The sequence below is a fragment of the Pseudomonas sp. B21-053 genome (assembly GCF_026016365.1).
Classification (GTDB): Bacteria; Pseudomonadota; Gammaproteobacteria; order Pseudomonadales; family Pseudomonadaceae; genus Aquipseudomonas; species Aquipseudomonas nunensis.
Window position 1 is genome coordinate 3,941,251 of record NZ_CP087205.1, and the last position, 16,456, is coordinate 3,957,706.

Consider the following 16,456-nt stretch of genomic DNA (forward strand, 5'->3'; position numbering starts at 1 on the left):
CCCTGCTGCGACTTCTCCAGCAACGCGGCGCGGCACGGGTCGCCGAGGCGCCGGACACGATCAGCATCGCCGACCGCAGCGCGCCCCTGGCCCTGTCTTTCTCGCAGCAACGGTTGTGGTTCCTCGACCAGCTCGATCCGACCGCCAGCACGGCGTATCACATGCCGGCGGCGCTGCGTCTGCGGGGCACGCTGGACCTCGTGGCGCTCAAGGCCTCCCTGGACCGTCTCGTCGCCCGGCATGAAAGCTTGCGCACCACGTTTGAACGGGTCGGTGATGAACCAGTGCAGGTGATCGCCAGCCCTGAGTGTGGCTTTAGCCTGATCGAAGAAGACCTGCGCGCGCTGTCCGCCGAAGAAGCCGCGCGCAGTGCCGAGCGCATCAGCGACGCCGAGGCCTCTGCACCGTTCGATCTGCTGAACGGCCCGTTGATTCGTGGTCGCCTGCTGCGCCTGGCGGATGACGAATACCGTTTGCTGATCACCCAGCACCACATCATCTCCGATGGCTGGTCCATCGATGTGCTGGTCAAGGAATTCGCCGCGCTGTATGAAGCCTTTGCCCGCCAACAGCCGGACCCGCTGCCGCCCCTTTCCATCCAATACGCCGACTATGCCGCCTGGCAGCGCCGACATCTCGACGGCGAGCGCCTGGCGAAGAACGTCGAATACTGGCGCAGTCACCTCGCAGGCGCGCCGGCCTTGCTGACGGTGGCCACCGACCGCCCGCGCCCGGCGGTGCAGGATTATCGCGGTGCGACCCTGAGTTTCGATCTGCCTGCAGACTTGTCCAGCAACATCACCCGTTTCGCCCAGGCCCGCGCGGCCACGCCGTTCATGACCTTGATGGCCGTGTGGGCGGTGTTGTTGGCGCGCATCAGTGGCCAGCAGGACCTGGTGATCGGCACGGTCGCGGCCAATCGGGACCGGCAGGACGTGCAGTCGTTGATCGGCTTCTTCGTCAACACCCTGGCGCTGCGGGTCAAGCTGCACGCCAACCCGACGCTGGATGAGGTGTTGCTGCAAGTCCGCACGCTGATGCTGGAATCGTCGGTTTATCAGGACACGCCATTCGAACAAGTGGTCGAAGCACTAAAACCACCGCGCAGCACCCGGCACAGCCCGGTGTTCCAGACCATGCTCTACACCAACGCTGCGAATGACACGGAAACCCTGAGCCTACCGGGCTTGACCCTGGAATTCCTGCCGTCGCGCAAGGACCAGACGCAGCACGATTTGTCGCTGCACATCGATGACTCCAGCGACTGCCTGTCGTGCAGTTTGTCGTATTCGACGGCGCTGTTTGATGCCGCCACGATTGAGCGTATCGCCCAGCGTTTCGAGCGGGTGTTGAGCTGCTTCACCGATGCACCGCAAACCCGCATCGGCGCGCTCGACCTTGACCCTGAACTGAATCTCCCGACGCTGCAGCCTCAGCCCGAAGAAGCCCGCACACCGTTGTCGTTCCACCAGGAGCGCATCTGGTTCGTCGACACCTTCGAATCCGGTTATCTCTACGACGCCAACCCGATCTATCACAACATTCCGCTGCTGCTGGAGCTGCGTGGCGAGATCAATCAGCCGGCGCTGCAAACCGCCCATAACGGGTTGCTGGCCCGGCATGACATCCTGCGTTGCCGGGTAGTTTCCGACGGCGCCAGTGCCTGGCAGCATTTCGACGGCGAGGCGGTGTTGCCGCTGACGGTGGTGCAAGCCCTGCCGGAGCAAATCGCCGCGCGGGCACTGGAATCCACGCGCCAACCGTTGCAAATGGACGGTGGCAGCCTGGTGCGGGCCACGTTGGTACACAGCGACGAGCACGACGCCGTGCTCGCGATTGCCGTGCACCACTTGCTGGCTGACCGAGCGTCGATGCAGGTGATCCGCCGCGATCTGCTGGAACTCTACGCTGCTGCCTGCGCCGACCGCCCTGCCCGATTGCCGGCACTGACAGTGCGCTACCGCGACTTCGCCGCCTGGCAGCGCCAGTTCCCGGCAGCGGTCAGCGAAACCCTGCGTTCATTCTGGGCCTATCAATTGCGCGGCAAGTTGCAAGCGATGGAGTTGCCGCTGAACCGTCCGCGTAATGCGGTGCACACCTACGCCGAGGCGACGCATGCGTTCCTGATCGACACCAAACTGGTCAATCGCCTGAACGCTGCCGCCGAACAGGCCGGCGTCGGCGCCAATACCCTGGCCCTCAGCGCCTTCACCGCGCTGTTGCGCCGCTATGCCGGGCACGATGAACTGGTGATCGGCACCACCGCCACTTGCCGCGAAGACCTGACAGTCAAAGAACTGGTTGGCCCCATCGGCAACTTGTCGGTGCTGCGTAACACCTGCGACGACCACACGACTTTGCAGGCCTTGCTTGAACAGGTTGCCGACACCCAGGCGCAAGCCTCGCGTCATCGCTACATGCCGTTCGATCAACTGGTGCTCGCGCTGAATCCCGACAAGGACATGAGCCGCACCGCGTTGTTCGATGTGTTGTTCAACTTCGAACAAGCTGCCAAAGCCTCGGAAGTCATTGCTGGCCTGACAGTACAAACGCTGGAAACCAACCTTGGCTATGGCAAGAATGACCTGCATTTGTTGGTCGAGGCCGGTGAACAACAGTGGATGGGACGCCTGACCTATAACGCGCAGATGTTCGACGAAGACTTCATCGAGCAAATGACGCGGCACTACGTGCGCCTGCTCGAAGCCTTCGCCAATGACAGCACGCAGCGCGTCGATGAGGTGCCGCTGCTGGATGCTCGCGAACAGCAACACCAGGCGCTGGACTGGAATGACACGGAAGCCGCCTACCCTGAAGAAACCACCCTGCATCAGATGTTCGAAGAACAGGCCCGGCGCACGCCGCAAAGCATCGCGGTGAGCATGGGCACGCAAAACCTGACCTACCGCGCGCTCAACGAACTGTCGAACCAACTGGCCCGCCGACTGCGCGCCGCCGGCGTGGTGCCGCAAGACCTCGTCGCGATCCTGCTCGAACGCTCGCTGGACATGATCGTCGCTACCCTCGCCGTGCTCAAATCCGGCGCGGCGTATGTGCCGATCGATCCAACCTCGCCATCCGACCGCATCGCGTATGTGTTGCAGGACAGTGGCGCGCGCAAGGCGATTGCCCTGGCAGACATGGCCGCAGAACTGGGCGAACTGGGTATCGAAGTGTTCGACCCCAAACCCCTGAGCACTCAGACTTCGCCCGAAGTGCAGCGCGCCTCGGTGAACCTGTCGAACGTCAATGCGCCGGATCATCTGTGTTACGTGATCTACACCTCGGGCTCCACCGGGCAGCCGAAAGGCGCGTTGCTCGAACATCGCAATGTCATCCGCCTGCTGCACAACAGCCGCACGCCGTTCCATTTCGACGCCGATGATGTCTGGTCGCTGTTCCATTCCAACGCCTTCGACTTTTCGGTCTGGGAGATGTTTGGCGCGCTGTTGCACGGCGCTCGCCTGAGCCTGGTGCCCGAAGCCCTGCGCCGGGATCCGCTGGATTTCCTCGCGTTTATCGAAAGCGACGGCATCACCGTGCTCAACCAGACGCCGTCGGCGTTCCATCAGCTGAGCGGCGTCGCGACTTCCCGGCCCGATGTCACATTGGCCAATTTGCGCTACGTAATCCTCGGCGGCGAAAGCCTCGAACCGGCCCGTCTCGATGCGTTCCACCGGGCCTTCCCGCATGTCGCGCTGATCAACATGTACGGCATCACCGAAACCTGCGTCCACGTGACCTACAAACACTTGGAATCGGCAGATATTGCCGAGGGCATTTCGAATGTCGGGCGGCCGATCCCGACCACCGTGACCTACATCATGGACGCGCAACAACGCCTGATGCCGGTCGGAGTGCCTGGGGAAATCTGCGTCGGTGGCCAGGGTGTCGGCCGCGGTTACCTGAACCGTCCCGAGCTGACCGCCGAACGCTTTATCGTCGATCCCTTCCGCCCCCGCGAGCGGCTATACCGCTCCGGCGACCTGGGCAAGTTGCTCGGCAATGGCGAAATCGTGCATCTGGGACGGATGGATGCCCAGGTCAAGATTCGTGGTTTCCGCATCGAGCTGGGTGAGATCGAAGCGAAACTGCAAGCCTGCGAAGGCGTATTTGAAGTTCGCGTGCTGGCCAGCGATGACAAAACCGGCAGCAAACGCCTGATCGCGTATCTGATTCCGCAACCCGGCGTGGTGCTGGAAATTGCCGCGTTGCGCCTGCAACTCGGCGCGACCTTGCCGGATTACATGATCCCCAGCGCCTTCGTCAGCTTGTCGGCGTATCCACTGACCGCCAACGGCAAACTGGATCAGAACGCGTTGCCGGAACCGGATCTGGATGCCATGTCCGAGCGCAGCTACGAGGCGCCGGAAGGCCCCACCGAGCAAGCCCTGGCGCTGATTTTCCAGGAGCTGCTGGGCCTGGAGCGCGTCGGTCGTCGCGACGGCTTCTTTGAACTGGGCGGGCATTCGCTGCTCGCTGCGCAACTGGTTGCCCGGGTTCGCCAAACCTTGGGTGGCGAATTGAAGTTGCGGGAATTGTTCAGTCATCCAACGGTGGCGGAGCTGGCGAAAAGCGTCGGCACCCTCGAAACAGTCCAGCCCGACGCGATCACCGTCGTCGACCGCGACGCGCCGCTGGTGCTGTCCTTTTCCCAACAACGGTTGTGGTTCCTCGATCAGCTCGATCCGAATGCGAGCACCGCTTACCACATGCCCGCCTCTTTGCTTCTGCGCGGGACGCTGGATCTGCCCGCGCTCAAGGCTGCGCTCGATCAACTGGTGGCGCGGCACGAAAGCCTGCGCACCACGTTTGAACGGATTGGTGAGCAACCGGTGCAACGGATTGCCGCGCCGGAGTCCGGTTTTGCCCTCGTCGAGCAGGACCTGCGGGCCCTGCCTTACGAAGAAGCCAGTCACACGGCGGCACGCCTGAGTCACAGCGAAGCCAGCGCGCCGTTCGATCTGCACAACGGCCCGCTGATTCGCGGTCGCCTGCTGCACCTGGCCGATGACGAATACATCCTGCTGATCACCCAGCACCACATCATCTCCGATGGCTGGTCGATTGGCGTGCTGGTCAAGGAGTTCGCCGCGCTTTACGGCGCCTTCAGCCAACACCAGCCTGACCCGTTGCCGCCGCTGGCGATCCAGTACGCCGATTACGCGGCGTGGCAACGCCGTTGCCTGAGCGGCGAACGCCTGAGCCGACAAGTCGAGTTCTGGCGTGAGCACCTCAGCGGCGCACCGACCTTGTTGTCCCTGCCGACTGACCGTCCACGCCCGGCGATGCAAAGCTATCGTGGCAGCGACGTGTCGGTGGTGATTGCGCCGCAAATGCGCGAACGCTTGGAGCAGTTCTGCCGGGAACACGATGTCACGCTGTTCATGGCCCTGCTGACTGCGTGGTCGGTGGTGCTGGCGCGTCTGGGTAACGAGCCGGACGTGGTGATCGGCGTGCCGACCGCCAACCGTGGCAGCACTGAAGTCGAAGCCCTGATCGGTTTCTTCGTCAACACGCTGGCCCTGCGCGTTCGTCTGCAAGACAACCCGAGCGTCGCCCAGTTGCTGGCGCAGATCAAGGAAACCACCCTCGCCGCCCACGAACATCAGGACATTCCGTTCGAGCAAGTGATCGACGCCTTGCAACCGCCCCGCGCCCTGAGCCACAACCCGTTGTGCCAAGTGGCGCTGTCGCTGAACAACACCCCGGACGGCGGCGAACTGGCGTTGCCGGGGCTGACCCTGACCGCCCTGGCGCAAGCCCGGGAAACCTCGCAGTTCGACCTGATGCTGACCCTCGCCGATGAAGGCAGCGAGTTGAGCGGTGTGATCGAGTTCGCCACCGACCTGTTCGACCGCGCGACGGTCGAGCGCTTCGCCCAGCACTTCCAGACCCTGCTCGGCGCCATGCTCGACAACGCCGATCAAGCAGTGCGCGCCTTGCCGTTGCTGAATCCGGCGCAAAGCCAGGCGTCGCCAGCGCTGCGTCCGCCGTTACAGGTGCGTGCGCCGGGGCTGCTGATTCATCAACGTTTCGAGCAGTTCGCGGCCACCCATCCAGAGAACGTTGCCCTGGTGTTTGGCGACGTACACATGAGTTACCGCAAACTGAATCGCAGGGCCAACCGCATCGCCGCGCAACTGCTGGCGCTCGGGGTGAAAGCCGATGATCGGGTGGCGATTCTCAGCGGTCGCGGGCTGGAAATGGTTTGCGCCGTGCTCGGTGTGCTTAAGGCCGGCGCCGCGTATGTGCCGCTGGACCCGGCCTACCCGGCCGAACGCCTCAACTATCTGCTGAGCGACAGCGCCCCGGTGGTGTTGCTCGCGCAACCAGACTGCCTCGACGTGCTGCCGGCCCTGGATATCCGCGTGGTTCTGTTGAATACCGAGAGCGACGAATATTCGCTGTCGGATGCGTCGTTCGATATCAATCCTGTGGTCGATACGCTGCCGCAGCATCTGGCTTATGTCATCTATACCTCCGGCTCCACCGGTTTGCCCAAAGGCGTGCTGGTCGAGCATGGCAATGTGGCGCGGCTGTTCGATACCACCCGCGAGCTGTTCCGCTTCAATCGCGATGACGTCTGGACGCTGTTCCACTCGTTTGCCTTCGACTTCTCGGTCTGGGAAATCTGGGGCGCGCTGAGTTACGGCGGCAAACTGGTGATCGTGCCGACCGACGTGGCCCGCTCGGCCGATGAGTTCTATGGCTTGGTCTGTCGGCAGAACGTGACGGTGCTGAACCAGACGCCAAGTGCCTTCCGCCAGTTCATCGACGCCAGTGGCCGCAGCGACCAGGTGCATGGGTTGCGCGAAGTGATCTTTGGTGGCGAGGCGCTGGACTTTATCAGCCTGCGGCCATGGATCGCCCGCACGCCACTGGCGCAAACGCGGCTGGTGAACATGTACGGGATCACCGAAATCACCGTGCACGCCACCTATCACGCAGTGACCCAAAGTGAAATCGATGCCGGTGCGCCAAGCCTGATCGGCACCGCGCTGCCGGACCTGTGCCTGCGCATCCTCGATGACTATCAGCGGCCAGTGCCTGTCGGTGTGCACGGCGAGATCTACATTGGCGGTGCCGGTGTGGCGCGCAATTACCTGAACCGCCCGGAGCTGAATGCCGAGCGCTTCATTGCCGATCCTTACGGGCCGCAGCGTCTCTATCGCACCGGCGACGTCGCGCGTTATCGCGCGGATGGCGGCATCGTCTACATCGGCCGCAACGATTCGCAGATCAAGATCCGTGGTTTCCGTATCGAACTCGGCGAGATCGAAGCGCAACTGCTGGCCTGCCCCGGCGTGCGCGAAGCCGTGGTCACGGTCCGCGAAGACGTGCCGGGCGATAAACGTCTGGTCGCCTACCTGATTGCCGAGGATGACGCCGCGCCGGAATCGGCCACGTTACGCACGCAATTGGCCGATGTGCTGGCCGAACACATGGTCCCGAGTGCCTTCGTCACGCTGGACACCTGGCCGCTGACCACCAACGGCAAACTGGATCGCGCTGCCCTGCCCGCGCCGGGCCTGTCAGCACTGGTGAGCCGTGAATATGCAGCGCCGAAAGGTGCGATTGAAACCGCACTGGCGGCGGCCTGGCAGGAATTGCTCGGGGTTGAACAGGTGGGTCGCGATGACCACTTCTTCGAACTCGGTGGCCATTCTTTCCTGGTGATCAGCCTGATTGAACGGTTGCGTCAGTCCGGGTTGCAGCTCGATGTGCGCACCGTGTTCTCCGCCCCGACGCTGCGGGCCATGGCGAAAGTGCTGGCTGGCGAGCGCAGCGCGGCGTTTATCGTGCCACCGAACCTGATTCCAGCCGATTGCGCTGCCATCGACCCGTCAATGCTGCCGCTGCTGACCTTGAGCCAAGCGGAGATCGATCAGATCGTTGCTGATGTGCCCGGTGGCGCGAGCAATGTGCAGGACATTTACCCGTTGTCGTCGTTGCAGGAAGGGATTCTGTTCCACCACTTGCTGCTGGCGGAAGGCGATGCGTATCTGATGCGCTCGGTGATCATGTTTGACCAGCGCAGCCTGCTCAATGACTTCCTCGCTGCAGTTCAAATAGTCATCGACCGCCACGACATCCTGCGCAGTGCCTTGCGCTGGTCCGGCCTGCCACAACCGGTGCAAATCGTTCATCGGCATGCACCCCTGCCGGTCATCACGCTGGAAAGCACTGAAGGTGAAGACGCCTTGCAGATGCTGCGCGATAAAACCGACACCCACCATCTGCGCCTCGACTTGCAGGTCGCACCGTTGATCGCGGCGTATGTGACCTATGACCCGGTCCGCGAGCAATGGCTGCTGGCCCTGCTCGACCATCACCTGATCAGCGACAACGTGACCCTGCGCCTGATCATGCTCGAGATCCAGAGCATCCTCGCCGGGCGCCGCGACAGCCTGCCGCCGTCCCAGCCGTATCGCAATTTCATCGCCCAGGCGGCGGCGATTTCCCAGGAGGAACACGAAACCTACTTCCGCCGCTTGCTGGCGGATGTCGATGAAACCACCGCGCCTTACGGGGTGCTGGACGTGCGCGGCAATGGCGCCAGTGTGACTCGGGCGATTGAACACTTGAGTGACGAGGTCAACGCCGCGATCCACCGCACGGCGCGCACTCAAGGAGTGCCGACGTCGGTGCTGTTCCATGCGGCATGGGGCCTGGTGGTTGCGGCCACCAGCGGTCGCGACGATGCGATCTTCGGCACGGTGTTGTCCGGTCGCTCCCAAGGCACCACCGGCGCCGACCATGCGCTGGGCATGTTCATCAACACCTTGCCGATGCGCATTCGCCTGCAAGACAGCAGCGTCAGCGCGATTGTGCAGGACGCTTATCAGCAACTCAGCGAATTGCTGACTCACGAGCAAGCGTCACTCGCCCTCGCCCAGCGTTGCAGCGGTGTGGATTCGGCGTTGCCATTGTTCACCGTGATTCTCAACTGCCGCCATGGCGATATGGTCACGGCGTCGGGTGAGATCGTCGATGAAATGGACGACTGGCAAGGCGTGGAGTTTTTGGCTTCCGAGACGCGCACCAACTATCCGATTGAAATTGCCGTGGCGGCTGAGGAGACCGGGTTCTCGCTGACGGCGCAGTCGATTGCCGGGATTGATCCGCAGCGGATTGCGGCTTACCTGGCGCATGCGGTGACCGCGCTGGTCGAAGCGCTGGAACGCAATCCGGCGCAACTGGCCAACACACTCGACGTGCTGCCGGCGGCTGAGCGTCAGCAACTGCTCAATCGCTTCAATGACACCGCTACCGAGTTCGCCCCGGCGCAGCCGATCCATGCGTTGTTTGAAGCGCAGGTACGAGCCCGTCCGCAGTCGATTGCGCTGGTTCATGAGGATCAGCAACTCTCCTACGCGCAGCTCAACCGCCGGGCCAACCACTTGGCTCGACGCCTGATTGCCCTTGGCCTGCAACCGGATCAGCGTGTGGCGTTGTGTGCCGAGCGCAGTCTGGAGATGATTGTCGGGCTGCTCGGTGTACTCAAGGCCGGCGGCGCTTATGTGCCGATCGATCCGGCGCATCCGGTTGAGCGCATGGCGTTCATGCTCAGTGACAGCACGCCTCTGGCTGTTCTTACCCAACAGGCTCTCGCCACGCAACTGCCGGTCGGTGAGACGCCATTGTTGTTGCTGGATGAGCGCGAATCGCTGCTGGCTGCCGATGATCCTGTTTACGATCTCGACCCGGTTATTCCAGGATTGACCCCGAATCACCTGGCCTACGTGATCTACACCTCCGGTTCCACCGGGCAATCCAAAGGCGTGATGGTCGAGCACCATTCGGTGCACAACTTCTGGCAAGTGCTGCAACGCACCACCCACCAGTATTGCCCGGAATACGCCACCGTCGCGCTGAACGCCGGATTCTATTTCGACATGTCGATCAAGGGCATTTCGCAGCTGTTCTCCGGCCACAAACTGGTGATCATCCCGCAACAGATTCGCGGCAGTGGCAACGAGTTGCTCGACTTCCTCGAACAGCACCGGGTGCATGCCTTCGACTCCACCCCTTCGCAACTCGACGGTCTGCTCAACGCCGGTTTGCTGGAGCGCAGAAGCTACCAACCGGTGAGCGTGTTGCTCGGCGGTGAAGCGATCAACGCGGCGATGTGGAGCAAGTTGCGCGATTGCCAGAGCATCCGCTTCTACAACATGTACGGCCCGACCGAAGCCACCGTGGATGCGACTATCGACCTGATTCGCGACCTCGGCGAAAAACCGAGCATTGGCCGTCCCTTCGCCAACGTTCAAGTGCATGTGCTCGACGCTCACGGTCAACCGACACCGTTGGGTGTGGCCGGTGAACTGCATATCGGTGGTGCCGGCGTGGCTCGCGGTTACCTCAACCGTCCAGAGATGAGCGCCGAGCGCTTTATCGCCGATCCGTTCTCCAGTCTTCCACAGGCTCGCCTTTACAAGACCGGCGACCTCGGCCGCTGGCAGGCCGACGGCACCCTGGAATACCTGGGACGCAACGACTTCCAGGTGAAGATCCGGGGTTTCCGCATTGAACTGGGCGAGATCGAAAACGCCCTGCTCGCCTGCCCTGGCGTGCGTGAAGCGGTGGTCATCGCCCGGGAAGACAATCCCGAGGACGGCAAACGCCTGGTTGCTTACGTGTGTGGCGACGCGGTGACTGTTGAGCAACTGCGCGCCGAACTGCTGAAAAACCTTCCCGAATACATGGTGCCGAGTGCCTACGTTCAGTTGGACGCGCTGCCGCTGACCTCCAACGGCAAACTCGACCGCCGTGCCCTACCCGCGCCGGGTCAGGATTCTTTGGCCAGCCGTGCCTATGAAGCGCCGCAAGGTGAAACCGAAATCGCCATCGCCGGCATCTGGGAAAACCTGCTGCACCTGGATCAGGTCGGGCGTCACGACGGGTTCCTCGAACTCGGTGGTCACTCGCTGCTGGCGGTGCAACTGCTCTCGCGACTGCGCCGCAAACTCGGTGCACGCCTGACCCTGCGCGAGTTGTTCGACGCCCCGACCGTGCGTGGCCTCGCCGCGCTGGTCAACGCCGCGGTGCCGACCGAAGCGCAACCGATTCCACTGGCCAACCGCAAGGCGCGGCTGCCGCTGTCGTTCTCGCAACAACGGTTGTGGTTCCTCGATCACCTCGATCACGCGGCGGGCGCGGCTTATCACTTGCCGCTGGCCCTGCGCCTGAACGGCGTGCTGCATACACCGGCGTTGCGCCAGGCACTCGATCGGCTGGTGGTGCGCCACGAAACCTTGCGCACGACGTTCGAGTTGATCGACGGTGAACCGGTGCAGAAGATCGCGCCGGCTGACCAGCGCTTCCAGCTGCTGGAGCAGGACCTGCGCGAACTCGCCACCGAGCAACGCGACGCGGCGCTCGCCAGGTTCGGCGATGCCAACGCATCCGAGTTGTTCGACCTGAGCAGCGGCCCGCTGGTACGCGGCCATCTGGTCCGGCTCGACGACGAGGAACATGTGCTGTTCGTGACGCTGCATCACATCGTCTCGGACGGTTGGTCGAACAGCGTGCTCGCCCATGAGCTGACCGTGCTGTACACCGCATTCGCTCAAGGCTTGAAAGATCCGTTGCCGGCGCTGCCGCTGCAATACGCCGACTATGCGGTGTGGCAACGCCAGTGGCTGAACGGCCCGGCGTTGCAGGCGCAAACCGACTTCTGGCGCGCGCATCTGGACGGTGCGCCGAGCCTGCTGAACCTGCCGCTGGATCGTCCGCGCCCAGCTGTCCAAAGCTATGCCGGCGGGATCATCGATTGCGTGTTGCCGCCAGAGCTCAGCAGCCGATTGCGCGCCTTCAGTCAGGCCCAGGGTTCGACGCTGTTCATGACCCTGCTGGCGGGTTGGTCAACGCTGATGACGCACTTGAGTGGCCAGGACGATGTGGTGGTCGGCACGCCGGTCGCCAACCGCCCGCGCACCGAACTGGAAGGCTTGATCGGTTTCTTCGCCAACACCCTGGCTCTGCGGGTGAACACGGAGCGCGAAGCCAGCGTCGGCGATCTGCTGACCCGCATCAAAGGCCTGACCCTGGCGGCTTTCAGCCATCAGGACTTGCCTTTCGAACAAGTCGTGAGCACGTTGCAACCGACTCGCAGCATGAGCCACAGCCCGTTGTTCCAGGTGATGCTAAGCCTCAACAACACGCCACCGGCACCGCTGCAATTGCCGAGCCTGACGGTGCAATCGGTGGACAGCGCGCACACCACCACGCAGTTCGACTTGTCGCTGTCGTTGATCGATGACGTCGAGACCATCACCGGCAGCCTGCAATACGCCAGTGATCTGTTCGATACCGCCACGGTGCAGAACATCATCGCGCTGTTCGTCCAGGTGCTGGAAACCCTGGTCAGCGACGCCCGACAACCGGTGGGCGCGTTGCTTGAGGCACTGCCGACGCTGGTCCGCTCCGAGTCAGCCGCGGAAGTACTTGAAGTGCAGGAACTGCCCTTCGAAGCGCCTCAAGGTGACACCGAGTTGGCCATCGCGAAGATCTGGCTGGAGTTGCTGAAACTTGAGCAGGTCAGTCGGCATGACGATTTCTTCAGGCTCGGCGGGATTTCGCTGATGGCGGTGCAGATGACTTCGCGACTGCGCAAGGTATTGGGCAAACCGATCGCCGTGCGTGACCTGTTTGTCGAACCGACCATCGCGGGTTTCGCGCGGACTCTCGACACGCAATCACGGCCGACATCGCGCAATAACCTGGTGCCGATCCGTCGCGGTGGGTCCCAACGGCCGCTGTTCCTGGTGCATCCACTCGGTGGTGAGGTCGGCTATGCACGTGACCTGGCGCCGAGCCTGGACCCCGAGGTGCCGGTCTACGGTCTTGCTGCGACGGGGTTTGTGGCGGGTGAAGTGCCCTTAAGAACCCTCCCCGCGATCGCAGCGCGTTATCTGGCGGCGATTCGCGAGGTGCAGGCCCAAGGTCCGTATCGGTTCGCAGGATGGTCGGCTGGCGGCTTGATCGCCTATGAGATGGCCCATCAGGTCATCGCCAGCGGCGAGCAGGTCGAATTCATCGGGATCATCGACACCTCGGCCGAGGTCGGCGCCGAGGAACGCGAGGTGCTGACGGAAGCGCAGTTCCTGATGTCGTGGCTGCCCGAAGACATGCACCCTGGGTTGTTCGATCAGTTGTCGCCACTGGTGGCGAGCGGCGAGATCGAGCCGATGCTTGCACTGTGCACGACCCATGGCTTGTTGCCTGAGGAGTTGAGTCTAGGAATCGATGCGGCGACGTTACGCACCCATCTGGCGGTGGCCTACGCGACACGGCTGGCCGTGGGTGCCTACGTCAGCCCCGAGCTGCCGGTGACGGTGTCGCTGTTCACCGCGCGGCAGCAGGAGCGATCCGACCGGACATTGGGTTGGCGCGCCTTGCAGGGTGACCGCGTGACGATCAAAGCGCTGCCTGGCACGCACCACACTTTGGTGCGCGCGCCGTACGTCGACGCCCTCGGTGAGGCAATTTCCTACGCACTGAAGGGAAAATTCAAATAACAGCGTGTTCAAAGCCGACCGTTGGTCGGCTTTGTCCTACAAATTTGTCCTACAACTTACAAATGATGGCCATTTGCACATCATTTACTCCGATCAGCTTGCGCACTTCAAAAAAGGTTCTACCTTTCAAATGCTTATATCGCTGACAAACGCTAGTTTCGAACAAATGTTTCTCACGGCACGGAGGCCGTCTTCTATGCTTATTGACGCCAATTTTGTGACATGCCTGTCCCTGTATCCCCCTACATACACCTATAAACGTGTAGGTTTTAATAATTCACCCACGCTGAATCGATTTAGTCGTGCACTAAATCAATGAAACGCAACGGTGGAAATTTGACATGGGGGCAGGGTTATTTTCGACCGGGCGGTCGGAAACCAGGTCAGCCAGCGATTTTGGTATGCAGGCTTATGAATCGAATCAGTAGCGTACGAAATATAGAGAATCCGCATATCTATTTCGAACTAGGGAAACTGATTTCAAGCGTAGGGCATGAACACTTCGTTGCGAATATGCACCAACTGATCGGGACATCGGTTTCCATCAGCCTGGTCGAACTCAGCGAATGGACTACAGACGATAACCAGGGAAGCGTCATCGACATTCAGTCCCTGGGTAATGCAGGCCTCCCCGAGGAACTGTCGTCGCCCTCCTCCCTTCCCTGTTCCATTACTCCCCGGCAGCGAGACGAACACCCACTCTTGCAACGGATTCTTGAAGTGGACGATTCCATCCTGATTCACATGAACGCACCGATGATGGACGCCAAGGGCTATCAGCTCACCAACGCGACTCATCAATGCAATCTGGTGTCGGGCAAGGGCAATCGGCGTTGCGTCATCACGTTGCACCGACCTTTGGCGGACCGCGACTTTTCCCTGAGCGAATTATCGTTTCTGAAAAACCTCTCGGAGACCCTGTTGCCGCTGGTTGAGCGGCATGCGCGGATCAGTCGTCAGGTCAGCGTGCGCAAGACGGGCAGCCCCATGGCCAGGCCCGTCGTCGCGTTCGAACAGACCCCGCTGCAACGCGACTTCAACGAACGGCTGACCCTGTGTGACGTGGCCTTGTCGGCGCGGGAGAAAGAGGTGTGTCTGGGGCTGTTAACCGGCGGCACCGTGCCGGAGATGGCGGAAAAACTCTGCGTCAAGAACAGCTCTGTCGAAACCTACCTCAAGCGGGCCGCGGCCAAGCTTGGCGTGAGCGGCCGACACGGACTGGCCAAATGGATGATCGGGGCGTAATGCCCCGAACCCTTCTGCGTTAAAGCAAAGCCCGACTCCCTTACGATGAGGCTGGTAATGAGCAAGTCCCCGATGTCCCTGGCGGCCGTTGCGTTTGTTCTCGGCGGTTGTTCGTTAATACCGGACTACCAACGGCCAGCCGCACCAATCGCCCAGCAGTACCCGCAAAGCGCCGCCTATGCGCCGGCCCAGGCTGACGGCAATGCTGCCGAACAAGGCTGGCGCGACCAGTTCCGCGATCCGGCATTGCAGCAGTTGATTCAGAGCGCCTTGAGCAACAACCGCGACCTGCGGGTGGCGGCGTTGAACGTCGAGGCTTATCGGGCGCAATACCAGATCCAGCGCGCCGATTTGTACCCGGCAGTGTCGGCCAGCGGCTCCGGGACGCGCCAGCGTACGCCGGGCAGCCTGTCGTCCACCGGCGAAGCGGTCACCAGTGGTTCCTACTCCGCAGGCCTGGGCATCAGTGCCTATGAACTGGACTTGTTCGGGCGGATCCGCAGCCTGAGCCAGGAAGCCATGCAGGTTTACCTGTCCAGTGAAGAAGCCCGGCGCAGCACCCAGTTGAGCCTGGTGGCCAACGTCGCCACGGCTTACCTGACCTGGCGCGCCGACCAGGAATTGCTGGTGCTGACCCAGGACACTCTCAAGTCTTACGAAGAAAGCCTGCGCCTGACCACCCGCAGCAATGCGGTTGGCGTGGCCTCGGCGCTGGATGTCAGCCAGGCGCGGACCACCGTCGAAGGTGCCCGGGCCAATCTGGCGAAATTTCAGCGGCAAGTGGCGCAGGATATCAACGGCCTGACGCTATTGGTCGGCACCTCGGTGCCGGAAAACCTGCCCGGTCTGCCGCTCGCCTCCGACCTGCTCAGCGAAGTACCGGCCGGGCTGCCGTCGGACCTGTTGCAACGGCGTCCCGACATTCTGCAAGCCGAATACCTGCTCAAGTCCGCCAACGCCGACATCGGCGCTGCCCGTGCCGCGTTCTTCCCCAGCATCACCCTGACGGCCAACGCGGGCACTTCCAGCTCGCAACTGTCCGGGCTGTTCAAGGGTGGCTCGGGGAGTTGGCTGTTCCAGCCGCAAATCAACCTGCCGATTTTCAATGCCGGCAGCCTGCGGGCGAGCCTGGATTACTCGAAGATCCAGAAAGACATCCGGGTTTCGCAGTATGAGAAATCAATCCAGGCCGCGTTCCAGGAAGTCTCTGACGGCCTGGCGGCGCGCAAGACCTACAGCGAACAACTGACCGCGCAACGCGACCTCGTGCAGGCGAACCAGGATTACTACCGGTTGGCCGAGCGTCGCTATCGCATCGGTGTAGACAACAACCTGACCTTTCTCGACGCGCAACGCTCCCTGTTCAGTGCCCAGCAAACGCTGATCACCGACCGGCTCGCACAGCTGACCTCCGAGGTCGGGCTGTACAAGGCGCTGGGCGGAGGCTGGGCCGAACGACTGAATGTTGCATTGTGAGGGCAATGAAAATGAACACATTCGAACCGGGTGAATACGTTCGCTTACGCGCGGGCGGCAGGAAAATGATCGTCAAACATCCCTCCTTCACTTCCGACCTGCCGGGCACGCCGCTGGTGCCTTGTGAATACCGGGAGAAAAAACGCACGGTACTGGGCTTCTATTCGGCGCGCGACCTGATCGCCGCCCCGGCCTAGGCCTCGACCGCCAGA

The 16,456-nt window shown here is 62.1% G+C and carries 3 protein-coding genes and 1 pseudogene; all 4 read left to right on the forward strand.

Annotation, left to right across the window (positions count from 1 at the left end):
• Nucleotides 1-53: 53 nt before the first annotated feature.
• Nucleotides 54-13,523, forward strand: a pseudogene (locus LOY68_RS17650) (amino acid adenylation domain-containing protein); the annotation flags it as partial.
• Nucleotides 13,524-13,934: 411 nt separating this feature from the next.
• Nucleotides 13,935-14,768 carry a helix-turn-helix transcriptional regulator gene (locus LOY68_RS17655; protein WP_054049653.1) on the forward strand — a complete coding sequence of 278 codons (834 nt, stop codon included), beginning with the start codon at nucleotides 13,935-13,937 and terminating at the stop codon, nucleotides 14,766-14,768.
• A gap of 57 nt (nucleotides 14,769-14,825) precedes the next feature.
• On the forward strand, nucleotides 14,826-16,244 hold the full coding sequence (adeC, locus tag LOY68_RS17660; RefSeq protein ID WP_265038767.1) for an AdeC/AdeK/OprM family multidrug efflux complex outer membrane factor: 1,419 nt from the start codon (nucleotides 14,826-14,828) through the stop codon (nucleotides 16,242-16,244).
• Between the two features lie 11 nt (nucleotides 16,245-16,255).
• Nucleotides 16,256-16,441 (forward strand): hypothetical protein, encoded by a 186-nt coding sequence (locus LOY68_RS17665; RefSeq protein WP_054049663.1) that lies wholly within the window; start codon nucleotides 16,256-16,258, stop codon nucleotides 16,439-16,441.
• Nucleotides 16,442-16,456: the final 15 nt, after the last annotated feature.